We start from the raw sequence: 26843 nt of genomic DNA, 5'->3' as shown, positions 1-26843 counted from the left end.
TGCCTCGGGCTCGGCTGCCGCTTCCGCCGGCTTGGCGGCCGCTTCCTGGCTGGCCAGATAGCGCGCTACCCGCGACATGGGCGCGGCCGGTTCCTGCGCCACCGGAGCCGGCGCTGCCGGAGCGGCCACCGCTTCGGCAACGGCCGCCTTCGCCGCAGCCGCCTGGCTGGCCAAGTATTTCGCCACCCGCGACATGGGCGCCGCCTCTTGAACCGGAGCCACAGGCTCAGCGGCTTTTGCCTCGGGCTCGGCTGCCGCTTCCGCCGGCTTGGCGGCCGCTTCCTGGCTGGCCAGATAGCGCGCTACCCGCGACATGGGCGCGGCCGGTTCCTGCGCCACCGGAGCGGCGGCCGTTTCCGCTTCGGCAGCGGACGGAGCCTCGGCCGGTTTGGCGACAGCGGCTTGTCGAGCGAGATATTTTTCCACGCCGGTCAGCGCCGCCGCAGCTTGCGCCGCCTGCTCTTGTTTGGCCAGATATCTTGCTACGCCGGTTAATCCAGTATTCACTTCCATTTCTTCCTTTATATAAATGTCATTGCCTATCGGCCCGGTCAGTTTACTTGTCGCAAAATCAAGAAACTGTTCTAGTAAATTTTTTGCCATGTTTAAGGTTACCTTTCTTTTATTTTAATAATTAAAGAGCAAATCAGTGTAATCATATGCTAAACCTATTCACGGGTAAAGCTTGCCTTGCGCGGTCGGGGGATTCGTTCGGCAATCCTAAGTCCCAGGGTTCTGGGATTGAAGCCGAACAGCCATTTTCATATGACTCAAGCCGATTCTTCGATACACTCTTCCCTTTTCCACTCCACCGCCCAGCCCTTCGCTAACCGCATCCACCTCCGCCCGGGGTTTCGATTTGAAACTGATCTCCCGATGCCATTTCGATTTGGGCGCAGCCCGGAACGACTTCAATCGTCCCCTCGCGGCGGATCACGCGATTGACGCCGGGCATTCCGGCCTTACCGCCGTCGAGGCCGAAAGGCGCCGCCCTTCGGCGGCCGGATAGAATCCCTGCGGTCATCGGCTCCAGGAACCGGATCCGGCGCACCGCGCCGTCCCCTCCCCGCCAACGTCCCTCGCCGCCACTGTGTTCGCGAATCGAAAACTCATTCAGTAGCACAGGGAAACGCCATTCCAGCACTTCCTGATCGGTGATGCGCGAGTTGGTCATGTGGGTGTGCACCGCCGAACAACCGTCGAAGCCCCGGCCCGCACCGGCGCCCCCGCAGATCGTTTCGTAATACTGGTAGCGGCCGTTGCCGAACGTGAAATTGTTCATCGTACCCTGCGACGCGGCCAAAACGCCTAATGCGCCGTACAGCGTATCAACGATCATCTGCGAGGTTTCGACATTCCCTGCGACCACCGCAGCCGGATAACTCGGATTCAATAGCGACCCTTCCGGTATCATGATGTCGAGCGGCTTCAGGCAGCCTGCATTCAACGGGATATCGTCCTGCACCAGGGTCCTGAACACGTACAGGACGGCCGCCTTGCACACCGCCGCCGGCGCATTGAAATTGCTCGCGAGTTGTTCGGAAGTGCCGGAAAAATCGATTCGCGCCCGGCGCTGCTCGCGATCGATGCTGATTTCTACTCGGATCTTCGCGCCGTCGTCCATGACCTGTTCGAACGAGCCGCCGGGCAGCTTTTCCAGCACTGCGCGCACACAAGCTTCGGCATTGTCCTGCACATAGCGCATATAGGCCTGCACGACCGGCAGCGAATAATGTTCGACCATCTGCAGCAGTTCGTGCGCCCCTTTTTCGTTCGCCGCAATCTGCGCCTGCAGGTCGGCAAGATTCTGTTCCGGATTGCGCGCCGGATAGGTGCCGGAACTCAGCCAAGCACGCAGCTCGGCTTCCCGGAAACGGCCTTGCTCGACGATTTTGAACCCTTCGCTGCAGACGCCTTCCTCCTCGATGAGGCGACTGTGCGCGGGCATCGATCCCGGTGAGATACCGCCGATGTCGGCATGATGTCCGCGCGAGGCGGTGAAGAACAGCAATTCTTCACCGCCCGGCGCAAACACCGGCGTCACCACGGTAATGTCCGGCAGATGAGTTCCGCCCGCGTACGGTGAGTTGAGCAAATACACATCGCCGGGCTTCCAGTCGTCCCGATGCCGCCGAAGCAACGCCTGCACGCTTTCGCCCATCGAGCCCAGATGCACCGGAATGTGCGGCGCGTTTGCAATCAACCGCCCCTCCGCGTCGAACAGCGCACAGGAAAAATCCAGGCGCTCTTTGATGTTGACCGAATGCGCGGTGTTTTGCAGCACGAATCCCATCTGTTCGGCGATCGACATGAACAGTTTGTTAAAGATTTCAAGCAGCACCGGATCGGCGCGGGTACCTGTCGCATAAGCTCGCGTGATCGGCTGCACGCGGCTCAACAGAAGATTGCCGTCTTGGCGCAATTCGCCTCGCCAACCGGGCTCGATCACGATCGTCGAGGTCGGCTCGACGATGATCGCAGGGCCGTCGATAGATTCGGAAATCCGCAGACTATCTCTGTGAAAAACCGGCGTCCGATGCCATTGGCCGTGGCTGAACATCGAGGTAAATGACTCGGGAAGGCCACTGCCTCCGGCCTGAACGGCATCGGCGCCGAGCACATATGCCTCGCTGCCGATACACTCCACCAGCGCAGTCTCGACCAGCAAGGGGCGGTCTTCATAGCAAAACCCGAAACGTTGGCGGTATTTCCGTTTGAAATCCTCAAGCATCACCGCCTTATCGGCAACATCGACCGGAAGACTCGTATCGGTGCCCTGGAAGCGCAACAGCAGACGCCGTACGGTTCGCACCTGCAAATCACCCACGCCCTGCGCGTTCAGCGCCTGTCTGCCCTGTTCTTCAAGCCCCTGCAGCCGGGCATGCAAAATAGCCTCTGAAACCTCATCCCAGGGCAATTCCAGCGCCTGCTCCTTCAGTACTCGGAAATCGGCCAGCCCCATCCCGTAAGCCGACAACACCCCGGCCAGAGGATGCAGCAGCACGGTCTGCATGCCGAGACGATCAGCAATCTTGCAGGCATGCTGTCCGCCCGCCGCGCCGTAGCAGCACAGGGTGTATTCGGCGACATTGTAGCCTCTCTGCACCGAGATTTTTTTGATGGCCGCCGCCATATTTTCGACCGCGATGTCCACAAAGCCTTCGGCAACCTGCTCGAGGCTGCTCGCATCGCCGGTTTGTGCATTGGTACGTTCGGTCAAGCCGCCGAACAGTTCCCGGACCCTTTCGGCATCCGGCGGCAAATCGCCGTTCGGGCCGAAAACACTCGGAAACAGCGGCAGCTTGCCGAGCAGCAGATTCGCATCGGTCACGGTCAACGGCCCGCCGCGCCGGTAACAGGCTGGGCCGGGGTTCGCGCCCGCCGACTCCGGGCCGACGCGGTACCGTATCCCGTCAAAGTGCAGAATCGAGCCGCCGCCCGCCGCGACCGTATGGATCGCCATCATCGGCGCGCGCATCCGGATTCCGGCCACCTCGGTTTCGAAACTGCGCTCCAGTTCGCCCGCATAATGCGCGACATCGGTCGAGGTGCCGCCCATGTCGAAGGCGATGATTTTGCCGAAGCCCGCCCGTTCGGCTACCGCTGCTGCTCCAACGATGCCGCCGGCCGGTCCTGAAAGAATACAATCCTTGCCTTGAAACGCATGCGCCTTGGTTAGCCCGCCGTTCGACTGCATGAACATCAGGCGCGGCTGACCTCCCTTCTCCGCTGTCGATTTGCCGACTTGGAGCCCTTCCCTTCCTGGATAACTCTTCGGATTACTCAAATCTTCGGCGACCTGGGACACATAATGTTTGAGCAATGGCGATAAATACGCATCGACTACCGTCGTATCGCCCCGGCTGACGATCTTCATCAGCGGACTGCCTTCGTGCGAAACCGACACCTGCGTAAAGCCGATTTGGCGGGCAATCCCAGCCAATAGCCGTTCGTGTTCGGGGTAGCGCCAAGCGTGCATCAGCACGATTGCCAGCACCCGGTAACCCTGATCGTACAAGGCCTGCAACTGCCGCCCCGTTTGTTCGGCATCCAGCGCCTTAAGTACTTCGCCGTGCGCGGTCACCCGCGCATCGATCTCGACCGCCGTCTCGTACAATTGCTCGGGAAGGCAGATGTTCAGCGCAAAAATGTCCGGCCTGTTCTGATAGCCGATCCTCAGACAATCCTTCAAGCCGCGCGTGATCGCCAAAGCGACCCTCGCACCTTTGCGTTCGAGCAAGGCATTGGTGCCGACCGTGGTGCCCATTTTGACGCAGTCGACGAACTCCGCCAACGGTTCCCCGGCAGGCAACCGCAAGATCTCCCGGATACCCTGCAACGCCGCATCCCGGTAACGTTCGGGATTTTCCGACAGCAGTTTGCGAGTCACGATATGCCCTTCCGGGCTCAAGGCCACCAGGTCGGTAAACGTGCCGCCCCGATCTATCCAGAATTGCCAGCGTCTCATCCCGTATTACAAGTCCTGTTTGACATCTTCTCTTAAAGCCGGCCAGCGCATGAAAGCGAAGACCCAAATCATTACGATATTGACGACCGGAAGCAGCAGCATCAAGGTCCACCAACCGTCGAAACCGGCTTTCCGGATGATCCGGAAACCCAGCCAAAGACAAAATCCGACATAGATCGGCAACAGAATATAAAATAGCAAGGTCATAATTTACGCTCCAGCTCGCTGCGGCGATTGGGCCACGGCAAAAGCGCCAACTGGAGAAAAACCAGCAGCATGCCGAAAACCGGCAAAAACACCAACGCGGCCCAAGCGGGATGAAAACCGGCCTTGCGATAGATCAGGCAAACCGGCAGGAACAGAAAGAGTCCCAGAATGAAAACCTGGAAAATATTGGGTATATTCATCATCATATATCGCCTCCTTATCGATTTAAGAGCATGTTGTCGGCAGAGTTTATCCTCAATGCAAAGGCCGTGCGACAATTTTGCAAAGAAACGAAACGGCAACCGCCAGGCCAAGCCGATAGAATACGAAAATTCACGGCAGGTTTGGAAAGAGGTCTAGGGAATTAGCTTAAGCGGGCTTGGCGCAGAAGAATGTGTGAAGGCCTACTGTTCAAATCCCCCGGTTTCCGCATCGGCCTGTCTAACTACCTCATCAGCTTCATAAGTCCCTCGAATGATCATTCACAGTTCCTTCAAACCGGCCTGGTGGCTGAAAAATGCCCATCTGCAAACGATCTTCCCGGCTTATTTCCGGACGACTAAACCGCCCCGCGCGTTGCGCCGGGAACGCTTAACCACGCCGGATAACGATTTTCTCGATATCGATCACTGCGGCGAAACCGGGCAACCGATCGTGATCCTGCTGCACGGTCTAACCGGCAGCTCGGAGTCCGGCTACATCAAGGGCTTGCAGCACACCCTGGCGAAAATGGGCCTGCGCACCGTCGCGCTGAATTTCCGCGGCTGCAGCGGCGAATCGAACCGCCTGGCGCGCTGCTACCATTCCGGCGAAACCGAAGACATCCATTTCCTTTACCGGACCCTGCGCGAGCGCGAACCGGAAACTCCGATGGCCGCGATCGGGTTTTCGCTGGGGGGGAACGTGCTGCTGAAATGGCTCGGCGAACAGAGCGACCGTCTCAGCCTGTTCGCTGCGATTGCGGTTTCGGTGCCGCTGGTGCTGAGCGTCTGCGCGAGTAAACTCGACCGGGGATTTTCGAAAATTTACCGTGGAAATCTGCTAAGCGAGCTCAAGCAGTACGTCCGCTTGAAACTGCAGCATCTGGAAACGCTCGGGATCGAGGCGGAAGCCGAAAAAATCAGACAGCTCGGCAACCTCGCCGAAATCGACTCGTTCTGGCAATACGACGATATCGTCGTCGCAAGGCTGCACGGCTACCGCGACGTACACGACTACTACCAGCGGTCCAGTTCCCGTCAGTTTCTCAAGTCGATCGCGGTGCCGACTTTAGTCATCCAAGCCGCCGACGATCCCTTCATGACTCTCGAAGTGCTGCCCGAAGCACATGAGCTGTCGCCCAGCGTCCATCTGGAAATCGCCCAAAACGGCGGCCATGTCGGCTTCGTTACCGGCGCCTACCCTTTCCGGCCACGCTACTGGCTGGAACAAAGGATCCCGGAGTTTTTAGCGCTGCATCTCGATAAAAATCTTGCAGAAAGGGCTTAAAATAAAGCACCATCTATGGTTTAATATGCAGCTCTTCAAAAGCCCCTTCACCAAGCCGATGTAGCTCAGTCGGTAGAGCAACTGATTCGTAATCAGTAGGTCGCGGGTTCGAATCCCGCCATTGGCTCCATAAAATCAATAAGTTATACAATAACCCTAACCCTTATTGATATTTGGGGTTACGCCGGGGTTACACTCCAGATTTAGCAAAGCCTTTTGACTGATCCAGATTCAACCGCCGCCGCTCCCGATCCGCCAGGGTGATTTTATCGCTATCCTCATCCTATGCTAAACTCGCCGCTTTCAAATCAACGAAGGACGGGCGTTATGAAAAAGTTACTGGCTGTGCTGATATTTGCGATTGCGGGGAATGCGTATGCTACTGGCGAAACCTTTGCGCTTACGATTATCTCGGGCACAGAGTATTGCCCAGGGCTTCGTCCGCTCAAGCTAAACCGCTCGAACAGCAGAAAGTTTTTCATTCGCTTTGATACCGAATCATCTGCGTCAGTTTTCTTTGATGCTGTAAAAGCAACGCCCGATTTTGTGGCCGATTTGAAGGTATCATTTATCGGTTTGAACCAATTGTCTTTTGATGCTTTTTTTTATGCCGACAACAACAATCATGCTGAAATGATCGGCACTATAAATCTCGATAAGTATGGGTACGCAAAAACTCTGGCCGGGACTTATTTGAGCGCTGGCCTTGGCAATAATCAGTGTTATGACGTGGGCAAAATGATCGGTAAACGGATCAGTTAAGGTATAAAAAAACTGGGGTTGCCCTGACTTCCCTAAAAAGGCAGGTTACAATGCATAAGATAATTTTTCTTTCAGTGATTCTCTCATTATTGGTTGGCTGCAGCACAATAATAACCGTTCCTGTTGATGCCACTCCGTTATCAGACGACGAGTCGACTTTAGTTATCTATCACGAACAGGGGATTAATGACGAATTTAAGGTCTATGTCGACAACCAATTACAAGGCACAGTCACATCCGAAAAACCGCTTAAGATAAAAGTAAATCCAGGCAAGCATCAATTGTATGCGGATGCAGGACTTATTAGACAAATCTCAAACTTCACTTTTGAAAAAGGGGAAGTCTACTTTTTGAAAGTTTGGGTAGACTTTGGAGATAGGTTCGTTGGATCAACCGAAATTGAGCCGTCAAGCAAAATTGAAAAATACGTAGTGAGAAGTTTTAAGCAGTAGCCCTTCTATCATTGATACAAAAAAGCCCGGACTTGCCGGGCTTCGTTGGTGTAGCGCTTGGTCAATCTTTCGGCTTCGCCCTTGCCTTACCCACGACTTCGGCATAGGAGGCGTTGACCCGATCCACGTCTGCAAACACGTCCATACGCTGAGCTTGAGCATAGATCAGGCGCTCCAAGTGCGAAAAGAATCCTACCCAGTAGCCCTTCGCATCCGAGTTGTCCTTGAAGTCGATGTCTTCAATGATGTAGCCCAGGACGTTCGAGCCGACCAGGCACGGGTTATCTTTCATGTATTGGGCGAAGTGTGCGGCGTATTCCCGGCCAATTTCGCACGCCAGGCCGTAGTCATCTATCGGCGTAACGCACCAATTGCTGGCGTTCTTGGCGCCGCGTTTGGGTCGATAGACAAATGGCAGTTCGGAAAGAGATAAGGGTTTGACTTCGGGCTTATAGTCCCGTCTGGCGGGAGCCTTAACATGAACGGGATCGTAGGCTTGCGTCGTGTCGAAACGATGCGGGAAAGGATTGGTTGGGGTGGTCATTGGGATGGCTCCTTGTTGATAGCTGAGAAGACCGCCGCCTGTGAGATTGGGCGGTGGACTGATACAGGATCTCACTACCGCTCAACAAGGAAACGGCCCGCCCGAAGGCGGCCTGTACCAACCCACCATCATGCAAACGATACAGGTATCCCGTACCGTAAAACCGATAGGCAAAAAAATAGCGCATCAGATGCGCCGGCATCTTGTTGATTAAAGCGGGGTGAGATTCCCGGCGGCCAACAGGGACCGCCAGGAAAGAATAGCTCTGCTTGAGCTTGTGTGTCAATAAAATTTGGCAGGCTTGACGTTACATATCACATCGACCCAAGCGCCGCCGTCGGTGGGTCCATGATCTCGCGAACGACCAATAGGTCAGGCAGTGGCTTCCCCGGATTTTCCGCCAGCCATCGCGCTGCCGCTTGGCCGGCTTCGTGGGCTTCGACGATCACGCGGCCGGCGGTCGGCAATCTCGTGTGCTGCAGCTGCTCCAGTTTTTCTAGTCTTGTTTTGATGCTCATTTCTTTTGCTCCAGGGCTTCCACCCGTTTGATTAATTGGTCGATCTCAATGATTTTCGACTGCGCCGCCAGCGCGGTAATGAGCTGGCTGCCAATATCCGGTGGAATCTGCCCAGACAGCGCCGCTGTAACGACCGCTGCGCCTTGTTCCGACAATCCCGCCCCATCCGGCACCGATAGCGCGATTTGCGCGGCGACCGGCTTCAAGGGCGGTGTGATCCGGTCGAGCAGCATCGTGCAGGCTTGCATGTCCCCAGCAATGGCCGCCTCGATTACGGCCTGCAGAATCTCATCCTTACGCTTTTCGATGGCCTTGCGAATCTGTGCGCCAGGGGTTTTTCCGGCTGGTCTTCCTGCTGGATTGCCAGAAATGCCAGATTTGAATCGGGGTGATGGCATGGTGTTTTACTCCTCCTTTTTCAGCATTCGATGCTGCTAATTAAACACTGTTCATTTTACCGGCTGTGCTGGGGCTTTTTGAATCCCGGACGCTTGAACGGTGGTATCCGTTGCCGTCTATCGATCTCTTTCTTGATCCGGCCGGCGGCGGTGATGTAATTGCCCCACATTGCCCAAAGCTCTTCTTCATGTTTTTTCTCAAGATCATTCGTCATTGGAATAGCCCTCGTTTTCGACTGGCTCGATGGCGGCTGCGTCGTAGTATTGGATGCGGATTTCGTGCAGGGTCATCCTTGGTATCTGGCATGAATAGAACTGTGTGCCGTCCTGCCGGGTTATCAGCCATTTGAAGTAATGACCGGTGGCGTTGTGGGCGGCTTCGCTCACCATGCGGCCTTTTGGCAGTTTTGGCGGCTCCGTGGGTGCCGGATAGCCCATGAAATCCTCGCAACGTCTTGGAATGTCATCGACCGGCCGGAACCGTTGGCGGATGCAGCAGCTGTTCCGAAGATTCATACACTCCCGGCAATGTTGCCGGTCGTCGATCGCTGGCACGGTATCGGTGCTTGAAGACATTGTGTTTTCGGAAAAATGAGCTATTTGGCTACTGCCAAAACTGTCATAAGGGGCTTTTGGCAGTTTTGACAGTGCCTTAGTTGCTTGTTTTTCTGAATTTTGGTCTTTCAATCGGTCAAGGTAGCTCATACGGCAAGCCCTCTTGGATTGGCGGCGTAGACCGTCGCGGTGCGTCCTCCGGTTTCTTTCCGGGTTTCGCTGATCCAGTCCAACTCAACCAACAGCCGCAAGGCGTCCGCCACTTGTTCCCGATCCGATAGCATCGCCCAGCCCGGCCGCCATACGTCGCGGCTTGAAAAAGACTTAGCCAGATCGCCCTTACGTAAGCGCTGAATGATCGCCTTCGCTGCCGATATTTCTGGAGTCGTCACGCTGGCATAGGCCCGTAGCGCGTGCGTTTCCAGATATTCCGCCCATGCTAGGGCTTGCAGCGTCGCCCGTTCTGAAACCGGCCCGGTGCCGCCATCGGCAAGATGCAGGATCAACGCCAGGCCCGGAACCAGCTTGCGGTATTTGGCAAGGTGGGATTCCATCGCTGGGTGAAGATCGCCGCCGCGTAACTTGGCCTCAAGATCGGTGCGCCATTCCAAGAACAGGCCGTGTCCGTCTTCATCGAAGCGCAAGTAAGGTAGGCCGTCCGGTTCGCCGTTGTAATCGGTATCCTGCGCCGCGCCGATGGTCATCGGCTCGAAACGGTCCAGCCGTTCAAATACGCGGAAGGCTTCGTTTTTGGCGGTGCTGTCCGGCCAGCGGTCAACATTTTTCCAGTCGCTGCCGTTGTCCGGCCAAACCAACAAGCCGAAGCGCTGAATCAAGCCATCGTCGCCCGATCCTCCGCGCACTGCCTGCCGGATGTAATCGGCAATCCGCCCCGGCTGCGTCGATCCCAGTAGCGACAAACAGACGGCGGGAATATGCAGGTTGAAGCCGCGCGTAATCCGGTCGAACGTATAGGCGCTATCGCCATTCCAGCCGGTCAGGTAAAAGCCGCGTGCCTCGGCGTTGTCTTCCCGATCCAGAGATTTGAGCAGCGAAACCAATTCATCACGGTAGACCAGCAAGCCGTTAGGGTTCTGCCGGTGCAGCTCGCCCAGCGCCGCCGCCGTCGTATCGTTGGCGATATAGCGCCGCAAGGCCGGTAAATCGGGTTCTTCTACGTGCAGCGTGCACAACAATTCCATTTCGGTAGCGCCGCCTTTTGCCAGTTTCTTTTTTACGTCGGCCGCCGCGCTTTCCTGCTGCAACTTGAACAATGTCGCCCGCGCCTTGTAATCGGCCATTTCCGCTTCATGCGCCTTGGTTGCTTCAGCAGCCAAACGCTTGAGCGGGGAAAGTGCCGCTTCCATTGCCGGGCTTTTCAACACGCCAGGCCGCCCAACTACAAGGCCCCATTGGTTCGGCGTAACCGTCCAATCGGTTTGGGTTTGCGGCCGGATCCCCAGCTTGCGCCCAATGACCGAACCCAAGGCCGTCACGACAGCTACGCCCACGTAATCGGGTGCGCACTGTACCCGCTCGCAAATATCTTGAACCCAAGGCTGTAGCGTGCCCGGCAACAGGGCGAAATCGAAAGTGGCAACCGGCGGCAAGCCTTCCGGCAAGGGTTGCGGCGCCTGCCATTTGTCGCCCTTTTCGCTCTTCGCTTGGGTTTGGTCGAAGTATTGTTCAATGCCAGAAACATATTCCGTCATAGCCGAATCCCCATCAACAGCGCCGCATCGCGCAAACGCTCATGCGCCAGCGCCACGCGGTCGGCGTCTGCCGCGGTCAACGGGTGACCGGTCGATACCTGAGCCGCCGCAAGTGTCACGATCCCGGCCTCACGCGCCAAGCATTTGAGTACATCATAAGCGTTGAACGCTGCCGATCTCTGGCCTTTGTGATAACTCGGATTCTCGGGATAAAGGTCTGCAAACGTCAGGCCCACGGCGGCTAGAACATCGGCAGGTGGGCACCCTGCAAAACAGTGAAAAATAACGCAGCCTTCTTTCTCGGCCACGGTCAGGGATGGCGATTTATCAGGGTGTGCTGGGCATTTCGCGGTATATCTACCATGGCCCATATTTTTGACTCCATCGAGTCGGGTAATCAGTTTTTCAATCATGGCAAAATTCCTGTTTGCCGGTGCATCCGTCATCAAAAACCGTTATAATTTCAATGCGTTGAATTTGCGGTTTTGATCAGGAACCCCGGCCTATGGTTATAGGCTCGGGGTTTTTTATTGCGTGTCGGAATCCGCGCCAACAGTGCGCGACTCCAGGAAGGCATCAAGATCGGCTTGGCGATATTTCACCAGTCGCCCGACTTTCACATAGGGCAAAGGGTATCGCTTAGTGCAGCGCCAGACTTCTAGCGTTCCGACAGAAACGCCCAAATAATCAGCCGCTTGCTTAGGTGGGAAAAGTGTTGATTGTGCTGGTTGCGTCATCGTTAAAACCTGCTTGGTTTAGTTAAACAATGGCGCTACTCTAGCGGTCAAGTTTTCCCATAAAAACGAAAACCTGACCTTTGCTTAATTATCAGGATCGGCGCAGTTTGGGGATGTTGTTGAATATCGTTTTCTTCCTGCTCATAACCAATTGTCTTTGCATTCTGGACAGGTTCAAGTCTTCACAAACCGCCTCCAATGCTTGTTCATCGGTCGACCGATTTCCTTGGGTTTCAAGCTCTGCTTTCTTTCGCAGGACAAGCCGCGCGTATTTCACGGACTGTAAATTCTCGCTTTTCGGCCGGCCGCGTTTGGGTTTTATTGAATAAGCAGAGGCCCCGTTTATTAATGGGGCATCAGAAAAGAGTGCGGTAAGCAGCCCCCCGCGTTGATGGGATATTGTCCTAGCGGTTAATATGTCAATCATCTCATCCTTGGGTGACTCGTACTTTTTCTTCTTCCTGCGACTGGCCTTCCGTTCTTTTATGGTAAGTGCAATTCGCGCAACGTCTCGTTCTCTTTTCAACTCAGCAATAAATTGCTGGCCTTTTTCTTCAAGATAACGCGCATAAGCTCGCCATTCTTCAATGCTCCAATTCTCTTGTTCATTAAAATTTATACCTCTGACGTATTCTGGAGCCAGGGTTATCAATAAGCCAGGTCTAGGCGGCCACATTGGTTCATGGCTGGGTTCGCCAAATAGCATTAGCAACACTCCATCAAAGTGCAATCATCACGCAGGGATTAACCGGAAAGCGGGTGATGAATCCGCCTTGTCAGCCCGTCGGCCTATCCGGTCAAAAGGGTTAAACCGCCTTGGCCGCCAGTTCCTTGTCCAGCGTCAGCAATGCCAGGCTATGCGCTTTAGCGGTCGCGGCAATGATTGCGTCGGGCAGCTTTAAGCGGTGTTGTCGCCGGATTTGAATCGTCAAATCCTCGATCATTGGCGTCAGGCTTAAATGCGTCATTCGCTCCAGCAGGTTATGAATAGCGCGTTCTTCCTCTAATGTGATTCCAGGGAATCCAAGCAACTCCATGCGCGTTATGGCGCTGTAGGCGCATTCAGGCAATGTGATTGCCTTGGTCGCGCATAGCTGCAGAATAGCGGCGTCCTTCCGGTACATTCCCAGAATGACATTGGTGTCGAACAGATACTTAATCCCACTCATCCCGCATCGCCTTTTGAATGTCCACTGGATCGCCTTGGAAGGATGGCAAATCGGGAAGGGTCTTGATAAATTCCGTCAAAAATTCATCCTTGGGTTGTGCCGCGTTTCGCATGGCGGTTGCATGTTCTTCCAGGGCCTTCTTGACCAACTGCACCGCCCCGATATGCTCCTGTTTGGCCAGTTGCGCCAAGAGTATGGCAGTTTCGTCGTCTAACTCTAAAGTCATCATGCTTGTTTCCTCTTGTTAATGGGAATGATCTCGCCCGATGCTTTCAAGCCGCCGGCCGCCAGCATGGCGCCGGTGGCCCGCTCGACCGATTCCCGAACCGGATCAAGGTCCAGCCGGGCATAAATGGCCGTGGTCGATGGCGACTTGTGGTTAAGGCTCTTGCCGACAATCGCCAGGGATGCGCCGGTCTTGGCCTGCCAGCTCCCCAGCGTGCGGCGTAGGTCGTGAATCCGTAGGTTATCAAGCCCGGCCCGATCCAGAACTCTAGCCCATGCCTTTTTGGGTTCAACGATGTGGCCGGTCGCGCCGGCGCCGGGAAAAACCCATACCGCATGACAGCCTTGCCGATTACGCAGGATTTCGACAGCTTCCGGGGACAGGGTAACAGTCTGAGGTTCGCCGTTTTTGGTGGTCGGGATGCGCCACTCGGCCCGCTCCAGATTGATCTGGCTCCACGCCATTTCCAGAACATTCGACCGCCGTGCTCCGGTCAGCAGCGCAATCAGAAAATAATCGCGAAAAGTGTCGTTCGGTTCTTCGGCCAGCGCCTTGAAAAACGCGGGCAACTCGTCCGATTGCAGAAAGCGATCGCGCTTGGTTTCGGGAAACTTCTTGATCCCCTGCGCCGGATTCGCGCCTTTGAACAATTTGCGCTCGGCGGCATAGCCGAACAGGCTCGACGCCATCGCAATGACTCGGTTCGCCGTGGTCGGATGCTCCTTGCCGATATCGGCGTGTAATTTGCTGAAGTCGGTGTCCTTGAACTGCGACAGTTTGCGCTTACCCCATTTCTCCAGATACAGAGCGAAGTCGTATCGGTAACTGCGCTTGGTTACCTCGGACAGGAACGCGCCGCGCTTATTACGTCGGTGTTTCAGAAATTCGTCGAACAGCTCTTGCAGGGTGGTTTCGGTCTTTAAGGCTCTGGCGTCGGTGTTGGGGTTGATGCCTTGTACCAACAGTCCGTTCAGCCTGACCGACTCATTTCTGGCCTGCTCAGGAGTCATGTCGGGGTATCGCCCCAGGGTTACACGCTCGGGACTGCCATTCTTTACTCGCCGGAAAAGCGAAAAGGTCTTTACCCCGTTACTGGTAACGCGCAACTGTAGGCCGCTGGTTTTCAGGTCGTGGTAGGTGTCGCGCTTGCCTGCGTCGGGTAATGGCAAGGCATCGAGAACCGCCTTGGTGAAATTGATTTTCTTCTCTGCCATATCGCCGCCTTCTGGGGTTACAAAATGATGCCGGGGTTACGCCGGGGTTACACAATAGAGCAAATTTGAGTAAATTTCGTGTAACCCCGTTAAGGCTATGATAGGCTGAACGTATTGGTTTGTAAAGCTTCGTTAAGGTTAAGCAATCAGTAGAAAATAGCGGACTTTAGAATTCGTAATCAGTAGGTCGCGGGTTCGAATCCCGCCATTGGCTCCATAAAATCAATAAAATACTCTAGAAAAGGGTGATGGATCGCTGCCGTCTAGCCTCAAACTATCTTTTGTGACTAACCCGATATTATCTGCTTTAACCCAGCTAACCCAGCCTCGAATTGTGTAATCGGCAGGGGCTGGCCGAACAGATACCCTTGAAAATGAGAGCAACCGCTCCTTAACAAAAAGTCTCGTTGCTCTTCCGTTTCGACCCCTTCGGCAATCACGCTGAGTTTCAGGCTTGAGGCCATCGCGATGATGGTGCGCACAATCGCCTGGTCATCGTTATTCGTGGCGATATCCCGGACAAAGGACTGGTCGATCTTCAGTTGATTCAGCGGCAATTGTTTCAAGTATTGCAACGAGGAATAGCCCGTGCCAAAGTCATCTAAAGAAAAATGTATGCCCATTTTTCCTAATGCCGTCATCGTGGCGACGGTCTCTTCGATATTTTTTATGAGGAGACTTTCAGTGAGCTCTAGCTTGAGCAGCCTGGGATTGATCGCATGTTTCCGGATCGCTGACCGGACTTCCTCCACAAAATCCGCTTGAAAAAATTGCCTGGCACTCACATTGATCGACAATTCCAATCCGCGGGTCAGCGGGGAATTCTGCCATAACTGAAGCTGGGCACATGCCATCTCGATGACCCACCGCCCGATCGGCAAAATCAACCCCGTCTCTTCCGCTAGAGGAATGAATTCAGCCGGCGATATCATGCCCCGTTCGAGATGATGCCATCGAAGCAGGGCTTCGGCCCCTACTACCTGTCCCTCATTATCAACCTGAAGCTGATAATGCAGTTGGAATTGCCGATAATCCAACGCCTTACGGAGATCATCTTCGAGTGAAAACCGAGCATTTATAGCGTCTTGCATTCGGGGATTAAAAAAGCGCAAGGCATTTCGTCCTGACGTTTTCGCTTGATACATCGCAATGTCGGCCTGTTTCAGCAACTCGTCAACGTCCCGGTCATGCTGCCCATTAAAGAGCGTGACGCCGATACTGGATGTACAAATATAGGCATGTAAGCCCAACTGGAACGGCTTATTCAGGGAAGCCTGAATCTTATGGCCGATTATTTCCGCCTGTTTCGCTGCTTCAAAGGGGGTCTCACTGAGATTCTGAATCATGACGACGAACTCATCGCCTCCTAGCCGAGCGACGGTATCGCCTTCACGGACACAAGCCATTAACCGTTCGGCGACCTGCTGCAATAACAAGTCGCCCATCGCATGTCCCAAAGAATCGTTGAGGTTTTTAAAATGATCCAGATCAATAAATAGCAGCGCCCCTTTTCGGCCGTGACGATGACTTATCGCTAACGCGGTCTTTAACTGGTTTTGCAACAGTCGTCGGTTGGGCAGACGCGTGAGAGGGTCGTAGAAAGCCAATCGCTCGATTTCTTCGGCCGCCGCTTTGTGCAGGGTAATATCCAGATGCGTGCAGACAAAATGGGTCACGCGGCCGTTCGGATCTTTCACCGCGGTAATCGTCAGATAATCGGGATACACTTCGCCATTTTTACGGCGATTCCAGACTTCGCCTTTCCACATGCCCATCCTATGGATGGTTTTCCTCATGGAAGTATAAAAATCGAGGCCATGGCGGTTAGAACGGAGGAAACGCGGATGCCTGCCGAGCACTTCTTTAGCCGAGTAACCGGTCATTTCCGTAAAGGCTTTATTGACTTTCAGGATCTTGTGGAAAGCATCCGTCACCACCATCCCCTCCTGGGATTCGAACACGGTAGCCGCAATGCGCAGCTGATATTCGGCCTGTTTTTGTTCGGTGACGTCCTGCACCGTGCCCTGAGAATATAATGGCTTTCCGCTCGCATCATAATCAGTTCGGCAACGCTCGCATACCCACTTGATGCGGCCATCGCGCATGAGCAGGCGGTGAGTGATTTCATAAGGCGTGCGCTGGGCGAGCGATTCGTTATACGCCCGATAGACTGCCTCACGGTCGTCAGGATGAACCGCATTCAAAAACGCTTCATAGTTCGCTGAAAATTGCCTCGGGTCAATCTCGAACAAGCGAAAAACCTCATCGCTCCAGCTTAGTTCGTTGGTCACCAGATCCAGCCGCCAGCTGCCGATATTGGCGATCTGCTGGGCATCCTTCAAGCATTCCGTGCTGAGACGCAGTTCCTTTTCGATCTTGAGCCTTTCGGCCTGCAATGCCGTAATCAGCAACCCGGTCAAGACTGTGGTTGCCATATAGGCCCACAGCAGAAATAAACTGATGCGCATATCGGACAAGATAAAGCCGCCTTGACCCATGGCGGTACCCCAAGCGGCAAACAGGGAAAACCCCAAGCCGGCCAAGGCCGCCCCCGTATTACCGAAACGCAGCCCAGACCACGTCAGCAGAGGCAGGGTCAGAAACGCCAACGGTAAAGACTGTCCGTTATTCCCGTAATCGTGAACCAGGGCGAACCAGGCAATCGTCGTGGCCAGCAACATCCAACAGAGTAATTCGACGCGGGCACGACTCAAATGGCGCAGGTTGTCCCGGGTCAGCGTCAGCAAAAACGGCGCGGCCAGCAAAACGCCAACGGTGTCGCCCAGCCACCACGAGAGTATTGCAAAACTCACGCCGTCAATCGCAACCAATTCGTTTAGATAAAGACTCGTCACGCCGCCGAATGCGGGAAGGCTCATCCCTATGGCGGCCGCTATGACAAGCAAAGCCACGTCTTTTCGGCGATCGAAGGTCGAATGAAAGCCAAACCGTTTAAGCAAATCCGCCGCCACCAGCGGGCCGGCGGTGTTGCCGACCGCAATGGCGGCCGCCAACAGCCAGGTGGAACCAATGCATAAATTGACCCCCAAGGCGCCAAGATAAATGGCGGGCCACAGGGATCGTCCCCAGCGTACTAAGGCAGCCACCGCAATCCCAGTAGGCAGCCAAACGAGCGTAATATGGGTACCAAGGAAGGGCAGTTTTAGCCCTCCCCAACCGGCAACAAAGTAACTTGCCATCAGGAAAAACGGCCGACTGATTTCCGGATACAGGCTTAAGCGTTTCAAGGCCATCGGCCGACTCTCCCACCTGTAGGAGCATGTCTTTGCGCATCCCTCTGCATCTGTATATAAGCCCTGTCCAGTTAAGGTGCCTCTTGCGCCACAATCCTATTGCGGCCGGCCGCCTTGGCGCGGTACAGGGCCGCATCGGCCCGGTCGATCAGGCTTTCGGGCGTATCGCCGGGCTGCCGGACGGCAATGCCCGAGGACACCGTGACCTTGCCCAAGGCATCGAGACTGCCGTTATGCTTCAAGCGGCTCGTCTCCATCACGCTGCGGATCTGCTCGGCGATGGTCAGCGCTTCGGCCAGTGGCGTTTCCGGCATGATGATGGCCAACTCCTCGCCTCCGTAACGGGCGACACGGTGATGCCCGGCCGCATATTTTTGCAGCAAGGAAGAGAAAAAACGCAGCACCTTGTCGCCGACCAAATGGCCGTGGGTATCGTTGATCCGTTTGAAATGATCCAGGTCCAGCAATACCAGGCACCCCGGTTGAACAGCGGGCTTCGTGACGAAGGTTTTTAAGGCCTGGTCGAAGGCCCGCCGATTCAACAGCCCGGTCAGGGCATCGATTTTAGCAATCTCCCGTACCTGCGCCAGCTCGTTGCGCAGCTGCGCCATTTCCTGATGGGTCTGATCGAGCCGGGTCTTCAGCGCCTGGCTGGTTTGGGCCAGCTGTTTGGTTTCCTGGATGATTTCGGACAAAATGGTTTGCAGCCCCACTTGCTGCGCGGCAGCCGCCAGGGTTTGGGACTGCTCGGCCAAGTGATCGCCGGTCACCGCCGCCTGTTCGCTGGTCAGGCTGACGGCCTGGGCGGCTTGATTGACGAGCCGTTGCAGTTGCCCATTGATCTTTTCGAACGAGTCCACCGAGGCATGGCAAATGTACGTCTTATACAGCCTGAGGCTGGTATCGGCATCAAAAGGGGTTTTAGAACGGACCAGCGCATCGAGCTCCAGCCGCAACGGCACATTGCGCCCGGCCACATACTCATACCAGATCGCATAATTGATCGGATCCGGCGGGACGCTGTGCTTGACCATCAACGGCACGCATTGGCGCAGGTATTCCTTGTGTTGTTCCAGCGGGGCATCGTAGGACGGTAAAAAAGATATGTTATTTGTCATAGTTAAAGGCAAATTTGGCAAGAATTAAATCTCGGACCGCGGTTGAACGGGCCGGATTAAATTTAATTTTTTACTTAAAACGATCCCCTAATAAAAGGACTAGCCATGAAGCTTGGGTCATGCCGGACTATTCTTCCGCGCTAACGGCAAAATCATCTCCTTACACTGTCGGGTTTTACCCTTGCCTTATCAATCGTATAGCTCAGGTCGCTGGCGTGGTCGCCATGCAGGAGCATCAGGAAAATCTTGCACATCTTCGAGCTCTGGGCTTGCATGACGGTGTAGTTAAACTGGCAGCCCATGCTGATATCGAAGACGAAGCTCTCGCCGCAGCCGAACTCGACGAACAGGCTGCTTGCGTCGGTCGCCTCGCTGGACAGGTTATCCACAAATAACTTTCTCAAAGGGATCCTGGATGGGAAGACGATATCAGCGCCCCGAGAGGCAAGCCCTGAGGCTTAATCCTCCTCGAGAATCTCGATGTATTCGGCTTTGCAATAGCGTGGAGGCATCGCAGCTCCTTTGGCTTTCTGCGCTCTCAGGTACTTTCTCAACTCTTTTGTCAGCGCTTCTTTGGCTTCCTTCTCGTTCAAACAGGTCACGGTACAGGCAGGGATATCCGGGCTATATGCGGTAATCCCTTTGAAGCTGGCTTCTAAAATCACGATATACTGCATATTCAATACTTTACAAAAAACAATTTTGCCGGAAAAACAAAAAGCCTGACTCTCTCGCTGGCCGTAGCGGCAGCCATACTCGTGAAGCCGACTTTCCTACATTCTGAATCCGCGACTTTCAGCTCCTGCCTTGGATAGGCATAGAGAGTCATGTGGTCAACACGTTTATTAAATTGCATTATTGCCCCCCCTTTTACTGACCTTTTGCTTTTCTTTTAATTTATGGCTCCCAAAAAGTGTCGCACAGCCGGTTACACCGTCGTATAAGAAAGGTCTGATTTTTAGGTAGGAATAATCCTATGCCTAGACTTTCGATTCACCGAGTGTCGTTGATTTTTTTGAACCCTTCGAAATCGAAGGACAGTAGAGCGTGCCGCCGGTAGCTGCGTGCGACAGCCGCAAACATGCGTACCAACTCTTTATGACAGAACGGACCGTCACCGGCCTCGATCTCAACGGGGATTGATCGTTCGTCCTCGGCCGTCAGACCGATCGAGGTAGACCGCCTTTCACGAAACGGAAAAGGAGACGCTACGGGAAACGGACTGGCTCACTGTCAGCACGATCCGCTCTGCCGCCCGCGGGGGCGCCAGATTCGATCGAAGGCGGGGATTTCAATGAATTGCCCCAGTGCTTGCTGTTGACAAACAGAACACCCATCTGCATGGCATCGAGCATGGTCAGGAGGGCCAGATTTTCTTGATCGGCGTCGGTCGAACGAGCGCGCTGCGCCGGCCGTCGTCCTTTTTTCGGCACGGACCAGGCACGCAAGTATCGGAAGGGCCTGATTTTTTGGGGGGGGAATAATCCTTTGCTTCTATGCTGGAATCATCGTGCTGCCGATCAATTCGCAAGCCCGGCTCGGCTCAGCAATCCTCGTCCGCGCATGCGCTTGCGAGCCGGTGCCGGATGGCGTAACGAATTAATTCCGCGGTATTGCTCATGTCCATCTTCTCTAGGATATGGATCTTATGTGTGCTGACGGTCTTGATGCTTAAACAGAGTGTCGCGGCGATCAGGGAAATGCCCTTGCCGGAAACCAACAGTTCAAAGATCTGGTATTCGCGATCGGAGAGTCGTTCGTGCGGCAGACCTTCATGAGCCGCGAGTACCTGCTCGGCCAGCTTTTCCGCAACGTTCGGGGGGACATAGCGCCCGCCCTGAGCGACCTTGCGGATCGCGGCGACCAATTCGGCTGGGGGACTGTCTTTAGTCAGATAGCCCGAGGCGCCGATTTTGAGTGTCCGCACGGCATATTGGCTCGCCTGATTCATGCTGAACACGAGGATCGGGAGCCTAGGCCGCTCGGTCTTGACCTGTTTGATGAGCTCGAGTCCGTTGCGCCCCGGCATGGCCATGTCCAACAGCACGATGTCCCATTCGGTCTGCCTGATCTGCTCCAGGACCTCGTGGCCGTTCTCCGCTTCGCCAGCCACTTGCAAATCCGGATGATCGGCGAAAATTCGCTTGAGGCCCTGCCGTACCACGGCGTGATCATCGGCTATCAAAATCTTAATCATGGATGGGGTCCTCTTCGGCGCGGTTGGCTTTTTCTGATAAGGGCAAGGCAATTTCGACCCGGGTGCCGGCCTCGGCATTACGGATGACGGCGAGCGTGCCGCCGAACAGCGACACCCGCTCACGCATGCCCCGAAGCCCGAACGACTGCAACTTCTGTTGCGCCTGATCGCTGATCCCCTTGCCGTTATCCTCGATCGTGAGCGCCAGGGAATGATCGTGCGCCTTGAAGCTGAGTCGCGCCTGCGTTGCGCCGGCGTGGCGCCAGATGTTGGTGAGCGCTTCCTGGGCGATTCGAAAGACTGCTGTGGCATGTCTGTCGTCGATGTCCATGTCGTCTTCCTCAATCTCAGCGTAGCAGGAAATACCCGAACGCTGTACAAAATCTTCGACCAGCCATTCGAGTGCCGCGCTCAATCCCAAGTCGTCGAGTATGGCCGGGCGCAAATCGGATATTATCCTTCGCACCGATTGAACGGTAGCGTTGAGGAGTTTTTCCATATCGTGGAGCTTGACTGACAGTGACGCGGGTGACTCCTGCTCAATCCGCCCGGCAAGCCCGACGAGATCCATCCTGAGCGCCAGCAAATGCTGACCCAAATCATCGTGCAACTCCCGCGCGAAGTGCTTGCGCTCGGCTTCTTCGGCGTCCTGCAACGCACCCGCCAGTTCGCGCAGGCGCTGGTTGGCTTCTTGCAGTGCAAGCTCCGCCCGTTTTCTGTCGGTAATGTCCTGCATGGCGCCAATCATGCGGACAGGCTTGCCCTGATTGTCGCGGATCACGAATCTCCGGTCAAGCACATTGGCATAGTCGCCGTCTCTGCGTTGGAAGCGGTATTCGCCTTCCCAGTGATCGCGCGCCGGGTCCTCAAGCACGGCATGGAAATCCGCTGTGATTCGGAGGCGATCATCGGAGTGTACTCGATCAAGCCACCAGGAGGCCGTCTGTGGCATGTCGATGGCATCGCGCCAGCCGAAGACTTCGGCACTGGCTTCACTCCAGCGTTGAGAGTCGTACACGATGTCCCAGTCCCAAATGACATCGCGGGTAGCATTCCAGGCCAGCCGAAATCGCTCCTCGCTTTCGCATAGCGCCTCTTCGGCATGTTTGCGCGCGTCGATATCGGTATTGCTGCCGAACCATTTGATAATGCGGCCAGCCTCATCCCGCAGAGGAATTGCCAGGGTTTTGAACCAGCGGTAAACGCCGTCGTGCCGGCGAATCCGGAATTCGACAGCGAAACTGTCGCCCCGGCGGGACGCCAACTGCCACAGTTCGAGAGTTCGGGGGCGGTCATCGGGATGAAGCTGCTCCAGCCAGGCGTAGCCCAATTGAGCAGATTCGGGAAGGCCCGTATAAGCCACCCATTGGGGGCTAAGGTAGTCGCAAGGTCCTTCCGGCGTGCAGGTCCATACCAGCTGCGGAAGCGATTCCACGACCTGCCGAAACCGCCGCTCGCTATCTCGCAAGGCATCTTCGTTTTCACGCAGCGCTGTCTCGGCGGCCTTGTGTTCGGTGATATCGATGCACATGCCGGCCACGCGCAACGGCTTACCGGCAGCATCCATGAAAGCCTGAAACCGCCCGGCAAGCCAGTGCACGCTGGAGTCGGGCCAGACAACCCGCCATTTGTGTTCGACTGATGCGCCGGTTGCCAGCGTTTCCTCGGTCTTGGCTAATATGCTGTCGAGGTCGCAGGGGTGGACCAATTGCTTCCAAGTTGGATACGTCCGGCTGAATTCACCGGGCGCCAGACCATGCATCGCTTCCAACTCCGGCGTCCAGACGCTCACATCGGTCTGGGGATTCCAGTCAAATGCGCCGATCCTCGCCGCCTCCAGCATCAATCGCAACCGCTTTTCGCTCTCGCGCAGCGCCTGCTCGCTCCGCTTGATCTCGGTAATGTCTTCGGCAAAGATCAAAATACCGCCTATTTTGTCTGTCGCTGTGTGCCACGGACGCACTTCCCATCTGACCCACTGCTCCCTACCGTCAAGGAGTTGGTAAAAGTCTTCCTCGGCTCGAATGACCTCGCCCTTTAGGGCACGTCGATGCACCTCCTTCCAGCGCTCGGGAATGTTGTAATTGACTTCGTAATGTGAGCGGCCGATCGGACTACGGGTCTGGTCTAGGCAATAGTAAGAGCGCCAGCGGCCACTGGTGGCGAGATAAAACATGTTAGTATCGAACATGGCTATCGCCGCCGGCGCATGTTCAATGAATAAACGCAGCAGCTCGTTGGCTTCGCGGCCAGCCGCCAGTGCTTCGGCGACCTGCCGCTTCGCTTTGTGATTGCGCTCATGAAGCAGACTGAAGAGGATACCCATGGTCATGAACACCTCCATAGTAAGGCCCATGGAGAGCTTTTCCAACGCGAAGGAAAACGACGGGATAATAAAGTAGTGCCCTACGAGCAACGCGGAAATGATAGTAGCCGCCAATCCGCCTATGAGCCCACCAATCCAGGAACTCAGAAATACCGCAGGATAGAACAGAAACCAGACGTAAGGTTGAATGACGGGCCAAAATACCCATTGCAGCACAAACGCCAATAGCGGGATCAATATGGCTAGGAAAAGACGAATGAAATTCGCGGCTCCGGTTTTTTTACCCATTCTTAACGTCCAATCCAGTAGATGTTCTGTTTCATATTAACCTTTTGATAATGTTAAGTTTAAGAAATCTCAGAGCGGTTTACCGAGGGCTGATTGAAATAAGCGGTGAGTATTTCATAAGGGGTGACATTCTTCAAACGCTTATACGGCTTCACGTTGTAGTAGAAGTTAATAAATCGGGTGAGCTCGATATGGCGATGAGCCGTATCCTTTGAAGGTCAGTTGGCTGTATCTCTCTCCATTCAGGTGCGAATGACCCGCTCGGCTTTCCCGTGGGTCTGAGGCCGATTGACGCGGGCAAATTTCTGGCCGATACCGTGTTGCTGGCCGGCTTTGCCAAAGGCAGGGTCGGCTGTGCCCTTGGGCTCCTTGCCATTGTCGGGGACAGGCGTAATCGGCCTGATACGGAAACTGGGCAATCACGTTCTCAGCGAGAAAGCGGGCGGCACCGGCCTGGGTTTATCCGACAGAATCTCGGCATATAGCTCCCTGGAGAGGTCATCGTTGGCGACAAACGGCTATTCGCGTGGATCGTTAACGAAATGTATGCGGAAGCGCGGCTTAAAGCTGAGATCCGTCTGGAGGCACTCGAGGGAAAATTGTAAAGCCATCTCGACAAACCAAAGTTATCGTCGGAAATCGAAATGATCGCGGACTGGTTACTGCTCTGACGACAGCGAATAAACGCTGGGGTGCAGGTGACGGTATCGAGGCGGCGAAATGCCTCAATATCGTTATAAATAGCGCCAAGAGTGACGGTATTGGATGATACAACTTGGGAATGTTTGAAACAATAAAAAACCCGCCAAGCCTTGCAACTTGCGGGTTTTTGGGAATGCTTGGGACTGTCTGAAACAGTCATTTGGCGAAGAGGGAGGGATTTGAACCCTCGTGACTCCGAAGAGTCAACCGGATTTCGAGTCCGGCGCATTCGACCACTCTGCCACCTCTCCTTGCAGTGTGGCCGCCATTATAACACACCCTGAGCACCTCGACAGCAGGGAAAATCGCAGGATTCCTTTTTTACCGCTTCAACGATCCATACGCCGGACGCAATCCGCCTCCCCTAACCCTATACCGAAAGCAAAACTAACCCACAGCCCTCGCTTCGTTACTTAAAGTCAGGCTTTGCAGCCAGTCCTTGATCGTCTGCATATGCCGTTCCTCGAGATCTTTTGCTTCTTCGAACCTGGCGACATACTCGCTGAGGCCCGCCTCGTTCACCAACTCGATCAGCAATTCCCAAGCGGATACATCCGCCAGCTCGGCCATTAATATCGCTCCCACACACTGCGGAATCGTGCTGCGTGGATCGTTCAGTACCTGCATCAAGCCCATGGCGGCTACGCCTGAAGCATCGGCGCAAGGCGTCTGCGCTGTCGGGTCGCCCCCCATCGAAACGATGCAATCCCGCACCAGGGCAAAATGCTCGGCTTCGTTGTCGCGAAATTGTTCGAGGACCGAAACGTCCAGCACGGGCTCGGCCGATTTGCATTTGGTGATCAGCGCATCGTAAAGCCGAACACCGCTGCGCTCGAAGGCCAGGCGTTCTCCCAGCTTGTCGATCAGCACGGACGGGCTGTTTCCCTTGATAGCCTGCACGCCGGTACTGACGGCGCCTTTAAATGTGCTGGGCAGCGGCACGGCCCCCAGCTGCTCCGAGTTTTCGATATAGAGCTTCCGCATGGTAAAAGCGTCCATTGCAGTATCTTCGGCGTGCGGAGGAAATTCTTTGCAACCCTCCAGCATCGACTGGGTCATGGCGGGATTCAGTTGGGTCGGTGTTTTGTTCAATCCGAATTCAGCGGCTTCTTTCATAATGGCCTCCTCAATGTTGAAGTTGACTGACATGCATCGGGGCTCGAAGGCTGTTCAGTTCGCCGCCCGGCTGCCAAATATAATTAAGCGCAACGATTTCCGACGGCACGCCATCGGCATGCAGTCGCTGGCGGTAGACTTTCGAGGCTTCGCTTTCTTCGGACAGATCGACAAAAGCCGTGCCTCTGGCGCGTAGATCGACTTCGTTGCGCAGCACTTCGCGGACATAGTCCCGCTGGCTCGCATACGGGAACGGCTCGGGCAGCGTGGTAGGCACGACGCTTTGCGCGTCGCGGTTCTCGTATTGTTCGAAGAGCTCGCGCACCATGTGAAACTGGCCGAGCTCGTAATCCAGGAAACGCTCCCAGATCGCTTTGACGCGCGCGTTTTTTTCCTGTTGGACGCAGCCGTAGTAGTTGTACACTTCATTGGCTTTATGCAGCATCCACTTTTCAAGCCAGGTTTCTTCGGGATCGATAATGGCCTGGTATTGAGTGACATGCTGCTCTTCGATATGCGCGATTTCGGCATAAAGCTGCCGGGCTATCGGATCACTGAAGAGCGGCCCGATGTTCATGTAGTAATTCCAGGTCTGCTGTTCTCCGGACATGATCGTCAAGGCGTGCATTTTGCTCAACGGCTCGGCTTTTTTGCGGTCGTAAGGTTCCCGCAGATCATCCTCCGGCGCGCGATGCTCGTAAATGGTCGGGCGCCCCGGCAGAACGTCGGTATAACTTTGCAGAATATTGTTCGAATCCTTGCCTTCGAGCCGGTCCAACAAGGCCGAATAACGGTACATGTGATCGAAGTCCTCCAGCAGGCCGAAGCGATAAACCTGGGCCAGGTAAGGATCGGGTTCGTTTTGCGCAACCGCCGCGGTCACTTCGATCGCGACCTGCTCGTAGGCAATCGTGGTTTCCAGCGGGGAATGATCGGCGCCGAGCATCCAGTTGATCGTGGTCGCCTGATGCTGATCGATCCGCCGCAGCTGAGCCAGAGGCAGCTGCAGATCCTTGTTCATTCGGGCACAGGCTCTGGAGAAATGGATCGATTCCAGCTCGATGCCGTTCATCAGGATAATCATCACCCGGGTAAACGCATCGTCGTCCAGCTTGCTGATGGGGGCCTGAACCATTTCCCGCCACGTTAAAAATTGTTTTTCGATCGGGCGCCCCCGATTTTCGTAAATATTCAATGCCATTGCCGACCTCCTGTAGAGATGAATGGGATTTGCCTCGAAAAGCCGGTGATCCGGCCGATGAAGAGAATGCGAAATGATGGAGCATGCAGTCGGGAAGTAACATTGTACGCATCAGGACTTTAAATACATCCCGTGCATTACCCGAAAAGGAAGAAGAGAACAGTTAAGCGGTATCCGCCTTGTTTCCATTG

The 26843-nt window shown here is 55.1% G+C and carries 26 protein-coding genes, 2 tRNA genes and 1 pseudogene; 4 read left to right on the top strand and 25 right to left on the bottom strand.

The genetic code is table 11. From position 1 onward, the window contains the following. The 4 genes and pseudogenes from JJL52_RS12780 to JJL52_RS12765 form a co-directional block, all read right to left on the bottom strand. Positions 1 to 603: pseudogene (locus JJL52_RS12780) on the bottom strand (hypothetical protein); the annotation flags it as partial. 223 nt (positions 604 to 826) lie between these two features. After that, positions 827 to 4468, bottom strand: coding sequence for a hydantoinase B/oxoprolinase family protein (locus tag JJL52_RS12775; RefSeq protein ID WP_202052840.1), 3642 nt, complete (start codon positions 4466 to 4468; stop codon positions 827 to 829). Between the two features lie 6 nt (positions 4469 to 4474). Continuing rightward, the gene (locus tag JJL52_RS12770) at positions 4475 to 4675 is read right to left on the bottom strand and encodes a hypothetical protein (protein WP_202052838.1); all 201 of its coding nucleotides are present in this window, start codon (positions 4673 to 4675) and stop codon (positions 4475 to 4477) included. Next, positions 4672 to 4881, bottom strand: coding sequence for a hypothetical protein (locus tag JJL52_RS12765; RefSeq protein ID WP_202052837.1), 210 nt, complete (start codon positions 4879 to 4881; stop codon positions 4672 to 4674). The genes JJL52_RS12770 and JJL52_RS12765 overlap by 4 nt, the downstream gene beginning before the upstream one ends. 268 nt (positions 4882 to 5149) lie before the next feature. Here JJL52_RS12765 and JJL52_RS12760 point away from each other — a divergent pair, with 268 nt between their 5' ends. The 4 genes from JJL52_RS12760 (at position 5150) to JJL52_RS12745 (ending at position 7377) form a co-directional block, all read left to right on the top strand. Next, a complete protein-coding gene (locus JJL52_RS12760; RefSeq protein WP_202052835.1) occupies positions 5150 to 6163 on the top strand; it encodes a hydrolase in 1014 nt (337 codons plus the stop codon). Between the two features lie 54 nt (positions 6164 to 6217). After that, positions 6218 to 6293 (top strand) — tRNA-Thr (locus JJL52_RS12755). Between the two features lie 197 nt (positions 6294 to 6490). Beyond that, the gene (locus JJL52_RS12750; protein WP_202052833.1) at positions 6491 to 6925 is read left to right on the top strand and encodes a hypothetical protein; all 435 of its coding nucleotides are present in this window, start codon (positions 6491 to 6493) and stop codon (positions 6923 to 6925) included. A 50-nt stretch (positions 6926 to 6975) separates the two neighbouring features. Next, a complete protein-coding gene (locus tag JJL52_RS12745; protein ID WP_202052831.1) occupies positions 6976 to 7377 on the top strand; it encodes a hypothetical protein in 402 nt (133 codons plus the stop codon). A 61-nt stretch (positions 7378 to 7438) separates the two neighbouring features. Here JJL52_RS12745 and JJL52_RS12740 read toward each other — a convergent pair whose 3' ends face one another. The 21 genes from JJL52_RS12740 to JJL52_RS12640 all read right to left on the bottom strand — a co-directional run bounded on the left by JJL52_RS12740 (position 7439) and on the right by JJL52_RS12640 (position 26652). Beyond that, the gene (locus JJL52_RS12740; RefSeq protein ID WP_202052829.1) at positions 7439 to 7921 is read right to left on the bottom strand and encodes a hypothetical protein; all 483 of its coding nucleotides are present in this window, start codon (positions 7919 to 7921) and stop codon (positions 7439 to 7441) included. A 314-nt stretch (positions 7922 to 8235) separates the two neighbouring features. Further along, positions 8236 to 8439, bottom strand: a complete 204-nt coding sequence (locus tag JJL52_RS12735; RefSeq protein WP_202052827.1) for a hypothetical protein — start codon at positions 8437 to 8439, stop codon at positions 8236 to 8238. Next, a complete protein-coding gene (locus tag JJL52_RS12730) occupies positions 8436 to 8837 on the bottom strand; it encodes a DUF5681 domain-containing protein (RefSeq protein ID WP_202052825.1) in 402 nt (133 codons plus the stop codon). Before JJL52_RS12730 ends, JJL52_RS12735 begins: the two co-directional genes overlap by 4 nt. Before the next feature lie 56 nt (positions 8838 to 8893). Continuing rightward, positions 8894 to 9052 carry a hypothetical protein gene (locus JJL52_RS12725; protein WP_202052823.1) on the bottom strand — a complete coding sequence of 53 codons (159 nt, stop codon included), beginning with the start codon at positions 9050 to 9052 and terminating at the stop codon, positions 8894 to 8896. Continuing rightward, entirely contained in the window at positions 9042 to 9542 is a 501-nt protein-coding gene (locus JJL52_RS12720) for a hypothetical protein (protein WP_202052886.1), read from the bottom strand. The genes JJL52_RS12725 and JJL52_RS12720 overlap by 11 nt, the downstream gene beginning before the upstream one ends. Continuing rightward, positions 9539 to 11104 (bottom strand): YfjI family protein, encoded by a 1566-nt coding sequence (locus tag JJL52_RS12715; RefSeq protein WP_202052822.1) that lies wholly within the window; start codon positions 11102 to 11104, stop codon positions 9539 to 9541. Before JJL52_RS12715 ends, JJL52_RS12720 begins: the two co-directional genes overlap by 4 nt. After that, complete coding sequence (locus JJL52_RS12710; protein WP_202052820.1) at positions 11101 to 11517, bottom strand: CHC2 zinc finger domain-containing protein; 417 nt, start codon at positions 11515 to 11517, stop codon at positions 11101 to 11103. The genes JJL52_RS12715 and JJL52_RS12710 overlap by 4 nt, the downstream gene beginning before the upstream one ends. A gap of 114 nt (positions 11518 to 11631) precedes the next feature. Next, the gene (locus JJL52_RS12705; protein ID WP_202052818.1) at positions 11632 to 11841 is read right to left on the bottom strand and encodes a helix-turn-helix domain-containing protein; all 210 of its coding nucleotides are present in this window, start codon (positions 11839 to 11841) and stop codon (positions 11632 to 11634) included. Positions 11842 to 11932: 91 nt separating this feature from the next. Continuing rightward, positions 11933 to 12547 (bottom strand): hypothetical protein, encoded by a 615-nt coding sequence (locus tag JJL52_RS12700; RefSeq protein ID WP_202052816.1) that lies wholly within the window; start codon positions 12545 to 12547, stop codon positions 11933 to 11935. 100 nt (positions 12548 to 12647) lie between these two features. Beyond that, positions 12648 to 13010, bottom strand: a complete 363-nt coding sequence (locus tag JJL52_RS12695; protein ID WP_202052814.1) for a type II toxin-antitoxin system VapC family toxin — start codon at positions 13008 to 13010, stop codon at positions 12648 to 12650. Then, the gene (locus tag JJL52_RS12690; RefSeq protein WP_202052813.1) at positions 12997 to 13239 is read right to left on the bottom strand and encodes a hypothetical protein; all 243 of its coding nucleotides are present in this window, start codon (positions 13237 to 13239) and stop codon (positions 12997 to 12999) included. Before JJL52_RS12690 ends, JJL52_RS12695 begins: the two co-directional genes overlap by 14 nt. Then, entirely contained in the window at positions 13236 to 14450 is a 1215-nt protein-coding gene (locus JJL52_RS12685; protein WP_202052811.1) for a tyrosine-type recombinase/integrase, read from the bottom strand. The genes JJL52_RS12690 and JJL52_RS12685 overlap by 4 nt, the downstream gene beginning before the upstream one ends. A 287-nt stretch (positions 14451 to 14737) precedes the next feature. Continuing rightward, positions 14738 to 17704: a bifunctional diguanylate cyclase/phosphodiesterase gene (locus JJL52_RS12680; RefSeq protein ID WP_236994234.1), complete on the bottom strand. Its 2967-nt coding sequence runs from the start codon at positions 17702 to 17704 to the stop codon at positions 14738 to 14740. 71 nt (positions 17705 to 17775) lie between these two features. Next, positions 17776 to 18822: a GGDEF domain-containing protein gene (locus tag JJL52_RS12675; RefSeq protein WP_202052809.1), complete on the bottom strand. Its 1047-nt coding sequence runs from the start codon at positions 18820 to 18822 to the stop codon at positions 17776 to 17778. A gap of 152 nt (positions 18823 to 18974) precedes the next feature. Further along, complete coding sequence (locus tag JJL52_RS12670) at positions 18975 to 19211, bottom strand: hypothetical protein (protein ID WP_202052805.1); 237 nt, start codon at positions 19209 to 19211, stop codon at positions 18975 to 18977. Between the two features lie 69 nt (positions 19212 to 19280). After that, positions 19281 to 19487: a type II toxin-antitoxin system HicB family antitoxin gene (locus JJL52_RS12665; RefSeq protein ID WP_202052804.1), complete on the bottom strand. Its 207-nt coding sequence runs from the start codon at positions 19485 to 19487 to the stop codon at positions 19281 to 19283. Positions 19488 to 20365: 878 nt separating this feature from the next. After that, positions 20366 to 21019 (bottom strand): response regulator, encoded by a 654-nt coding sequence (locus tag JJL52_RS12660; protein ID WP_202052803.1) that lies wholly within the window; start codon positions 21017 to 21019, stop codon positions 20366 to 20368. After that, a complete protein-coding gene (locus JJL52_RS12655) occupies positions 21012 to 23633 on the bottom strand; it encodes a PAS domain-containing protein (RefSeq protein ID WP_202052802.1) in 2622 nt (873 codons plus the stop codon). The genes JJL52_RS12660 and JJL52_RS12655 overlap by 8 nt, the downstream gene beginning before the upstream one ends. An 863-nt stretch (positions 23634 to 24496) precedes the next feature. Next, positions 24497 to 24586 (bottom strand) — tRNA-Ser (locus JJL52_RS12650). Between the two features lie 136 nt (positions 24587 to 24722). Beyond that, on the bottom strand, positions 24723 to 25451 hold the full coding sequence (locus JJL52_RS12645; protein WP_202052800.1) for a ferritin-like domain-containing protein: 729 nt from the start codon (positions 25449 to 25451) through the stop codon (positions 24723 to 24725). 10 nt (positions 25452 to 25461) lie between these two features. Beyond that, positions 25462 to 26652, bottom strand: coding sequence for a hypothetical protein (locus JJL52_RS12640; RefSeq protein WP_202052799.1), 1191 nt, complete (start codon positions 26650 to 26652; stop codon positions 25462 to 25464). Between the last annotated feature and the right edge of the window lie 191 nt (positions 26653 to 26843).

It is taken from the genome of Candidatus Methylomicrobium oryzae (assembly GCF_016745425.1).
GTDB classification, from domain to species: Bacteria; Pseudomonadota; Gammaproteobacteria; order Methylococcales; family Methylomonadaceae; genus Methylomicrobium; species Methylomicrobium oryzae.
Note: the sequence above shows the minus strand (reverse complement) of the source record. Positions and strands in the feature narration are given on the sequence as shown.

What these genes read in the sequence shown, in the direction of transcription:
- JJL52_RS12775 (WP_202052840.1), bottom strand. Translation starts at nt 4,468, where the DNA reads ATGAGACGCTGGCAATTCTGGATAGATCGGGGCGGCACGTTTACCGAC.
- JJL52_RS12770 (WP_202052838.1), bottom strand. Translation starts at nt 4,675, where the DNA reads ATGACCTTGCTATTTTATATTCTGTTGCCGATCTATGTCGGATTTTGT.
- JJL52_RS12765 (WP_202052837.1), bottom strand. Translation starts at nt 4,881, where the DNA reads ATGATGATGAATATACCCAATATTTTCCAGGTTTTCATTCTGGGACTC.
- JJL52_RS12760 (WP_202052835.1), top strand. Translation starts at nt 5,150, where the DNA reads ATGATCATTCACAGTTCCTTCAAACCGGCCTGGTGGCTGAAAAATGCC.
- JJL52_RS12750 (WP_202052833.1), top strand. Translation starts at nt 6,491, where the DNA reads ATGAAAAAGTTACTGGCTGTGCTGATATTTGCGATTGCGGGGAATGCG.
- JJL52_RS12745 (WP_202052831.1), top strand. Translation starts at nt 6,976, where the DNA reads ATGCATAAGATAATTTTTCTTTCAGTGATTCTCTCATTATTGGTTGGC.
- JJL52_RS12740 (WP_202052829.1), bottom strand. Translation starts at nt 7,921, where the DNA reads ATGACCACCCCAACCAATCCTTTCCCGCATCGTTTCGACACGACGCAA.
- JJL52_RS12735 (WP_202052827.1), bottom strand. Translation starts at nt 8,439, where the DNA reads ATGAGCATCAAAACAAGACTAGAAAAACTGGAGCAGCTGCAGCACACG.
- JJL52_RS12730 (WP_202052825.1), bottom strand. Translation starts at nt 8,837, where the DNA reads ATGCCATCACCCCGATTCAAATCTGGCATTTCTGGCAATCCAGCAGGA.
- JJL52_RS12725 (WP_202052823.1), bottom strand. Translation starts at nt 9,052, where the DNA reads ATGACGAATGATCTTGAGAAAAAACATGAAGAAGAGCTTTGGGCAATG.
- JJL52_RS12720 (WP_202052886.1), bottom strand. Translation starts at nt 9,542, where the DNA reads ATGAGCTACCTTGACCGATTGAAAGACCAAAATTCAGAAAAACAAGCA.
- JJL52_RS12715 (WP_202052822.1), bottom strand. Translation starts at nt 11,104, where the DNA reads ATGACGGAATATGTTTCTGGCATTGAACAATACTTCGACCAAACCCAA.
- JJL52_RS12710 (WP_202052820.1), bottom strand. Translation starts at nt 11,517, where the DNA reads ATGATTGAAAAACTGATTACCCGACTCGATGGAGTCAAAAATATGGGC.
- JJL52_RS12705 (WP_202052818.1), bottom strand. Translation starts at nt 11,841, where the DNA reads ATGACGCAACCAGCACAATCAACACTTTTCCCACCTAAGCAAGCGGCT.
- JJL52_RS12700 (WP_202052816.1), bottom strand. Translation starts at nt 12,547, where the DNA reads ATGCTATTTGGCGAACCCAGCCATGAACCAATGTGGCCGCCTAGACCT.
- JJL52_RS12695 (WP_202052814.1), bottom strand. Translation starts at nt 13,010, where the DNA reads ATGAGTGGGATTAAGTATCTGTTCGACACCAATGTCATTCTGGGAATG.
- JJL52_RS12690 (WP_202052813.1), bottom strand. Translation starts at nt 13,239, where the DNA reads ATGATGACTTTAGAGTTAGACGACGAAACTGCCATACTCTTGGCGCAA.
- JJL52_RS12685 (WP_202052811.1), bottom strand. Translation starts at nt 14,450, where the DNA reads ATGGCAGAGAAGAAAATCAATTTCACCAAGGCGGTTCTCGATGCCTTG.
- JJL52_RS12680 (WP_236994234.1), bottom strand. Translation starts at nt 17,704, where the DNA reads ATGGCCTTGAAACGCTTAAGCCTGTATCCGGAAATCAGTCGGCCGTTT.
- JJL52_RS12675 (WP_202052809.1), bottom strand. Translation starts at nt 18,822, where the DNA reads ATGACAAATAACATATCTTTTTTACCGTCCTACGATGCCCCGCTGGAA.
- JJL52_RS12660 (WP_202052803.1), bottom strand. Translation starts at nt 21,019, where the DNA reads ATGATTAAGATTTTGATAGCCGATGATCACGCCGTGGTACGGCAGGGC.
- JJL52_RS12655 (WP_202052802.1), bottom strand. Translation starts at nt 23,633, where the DNA reads ATGGGTAAAAAAACCGGAGCCGCGAATTTCATTCGTCTTTTCCTAGCC.
- JJL52_RS12645 (WP_202052800.1), bottom strand. Translation starts at nt 25,451, where the DNA reads ATGAAAGAAGCCGCTGAATTCGGATTGAACAAAACACCGACCCAACTG.
- JJL52_RS12640 (WP_202052799.1), bottom strand. Translation starts at nt 26,652, where the DNA reads ATGGCATTGAATATTTACGAAAATCGGGGGCGCCCGATCGAAAAACAA.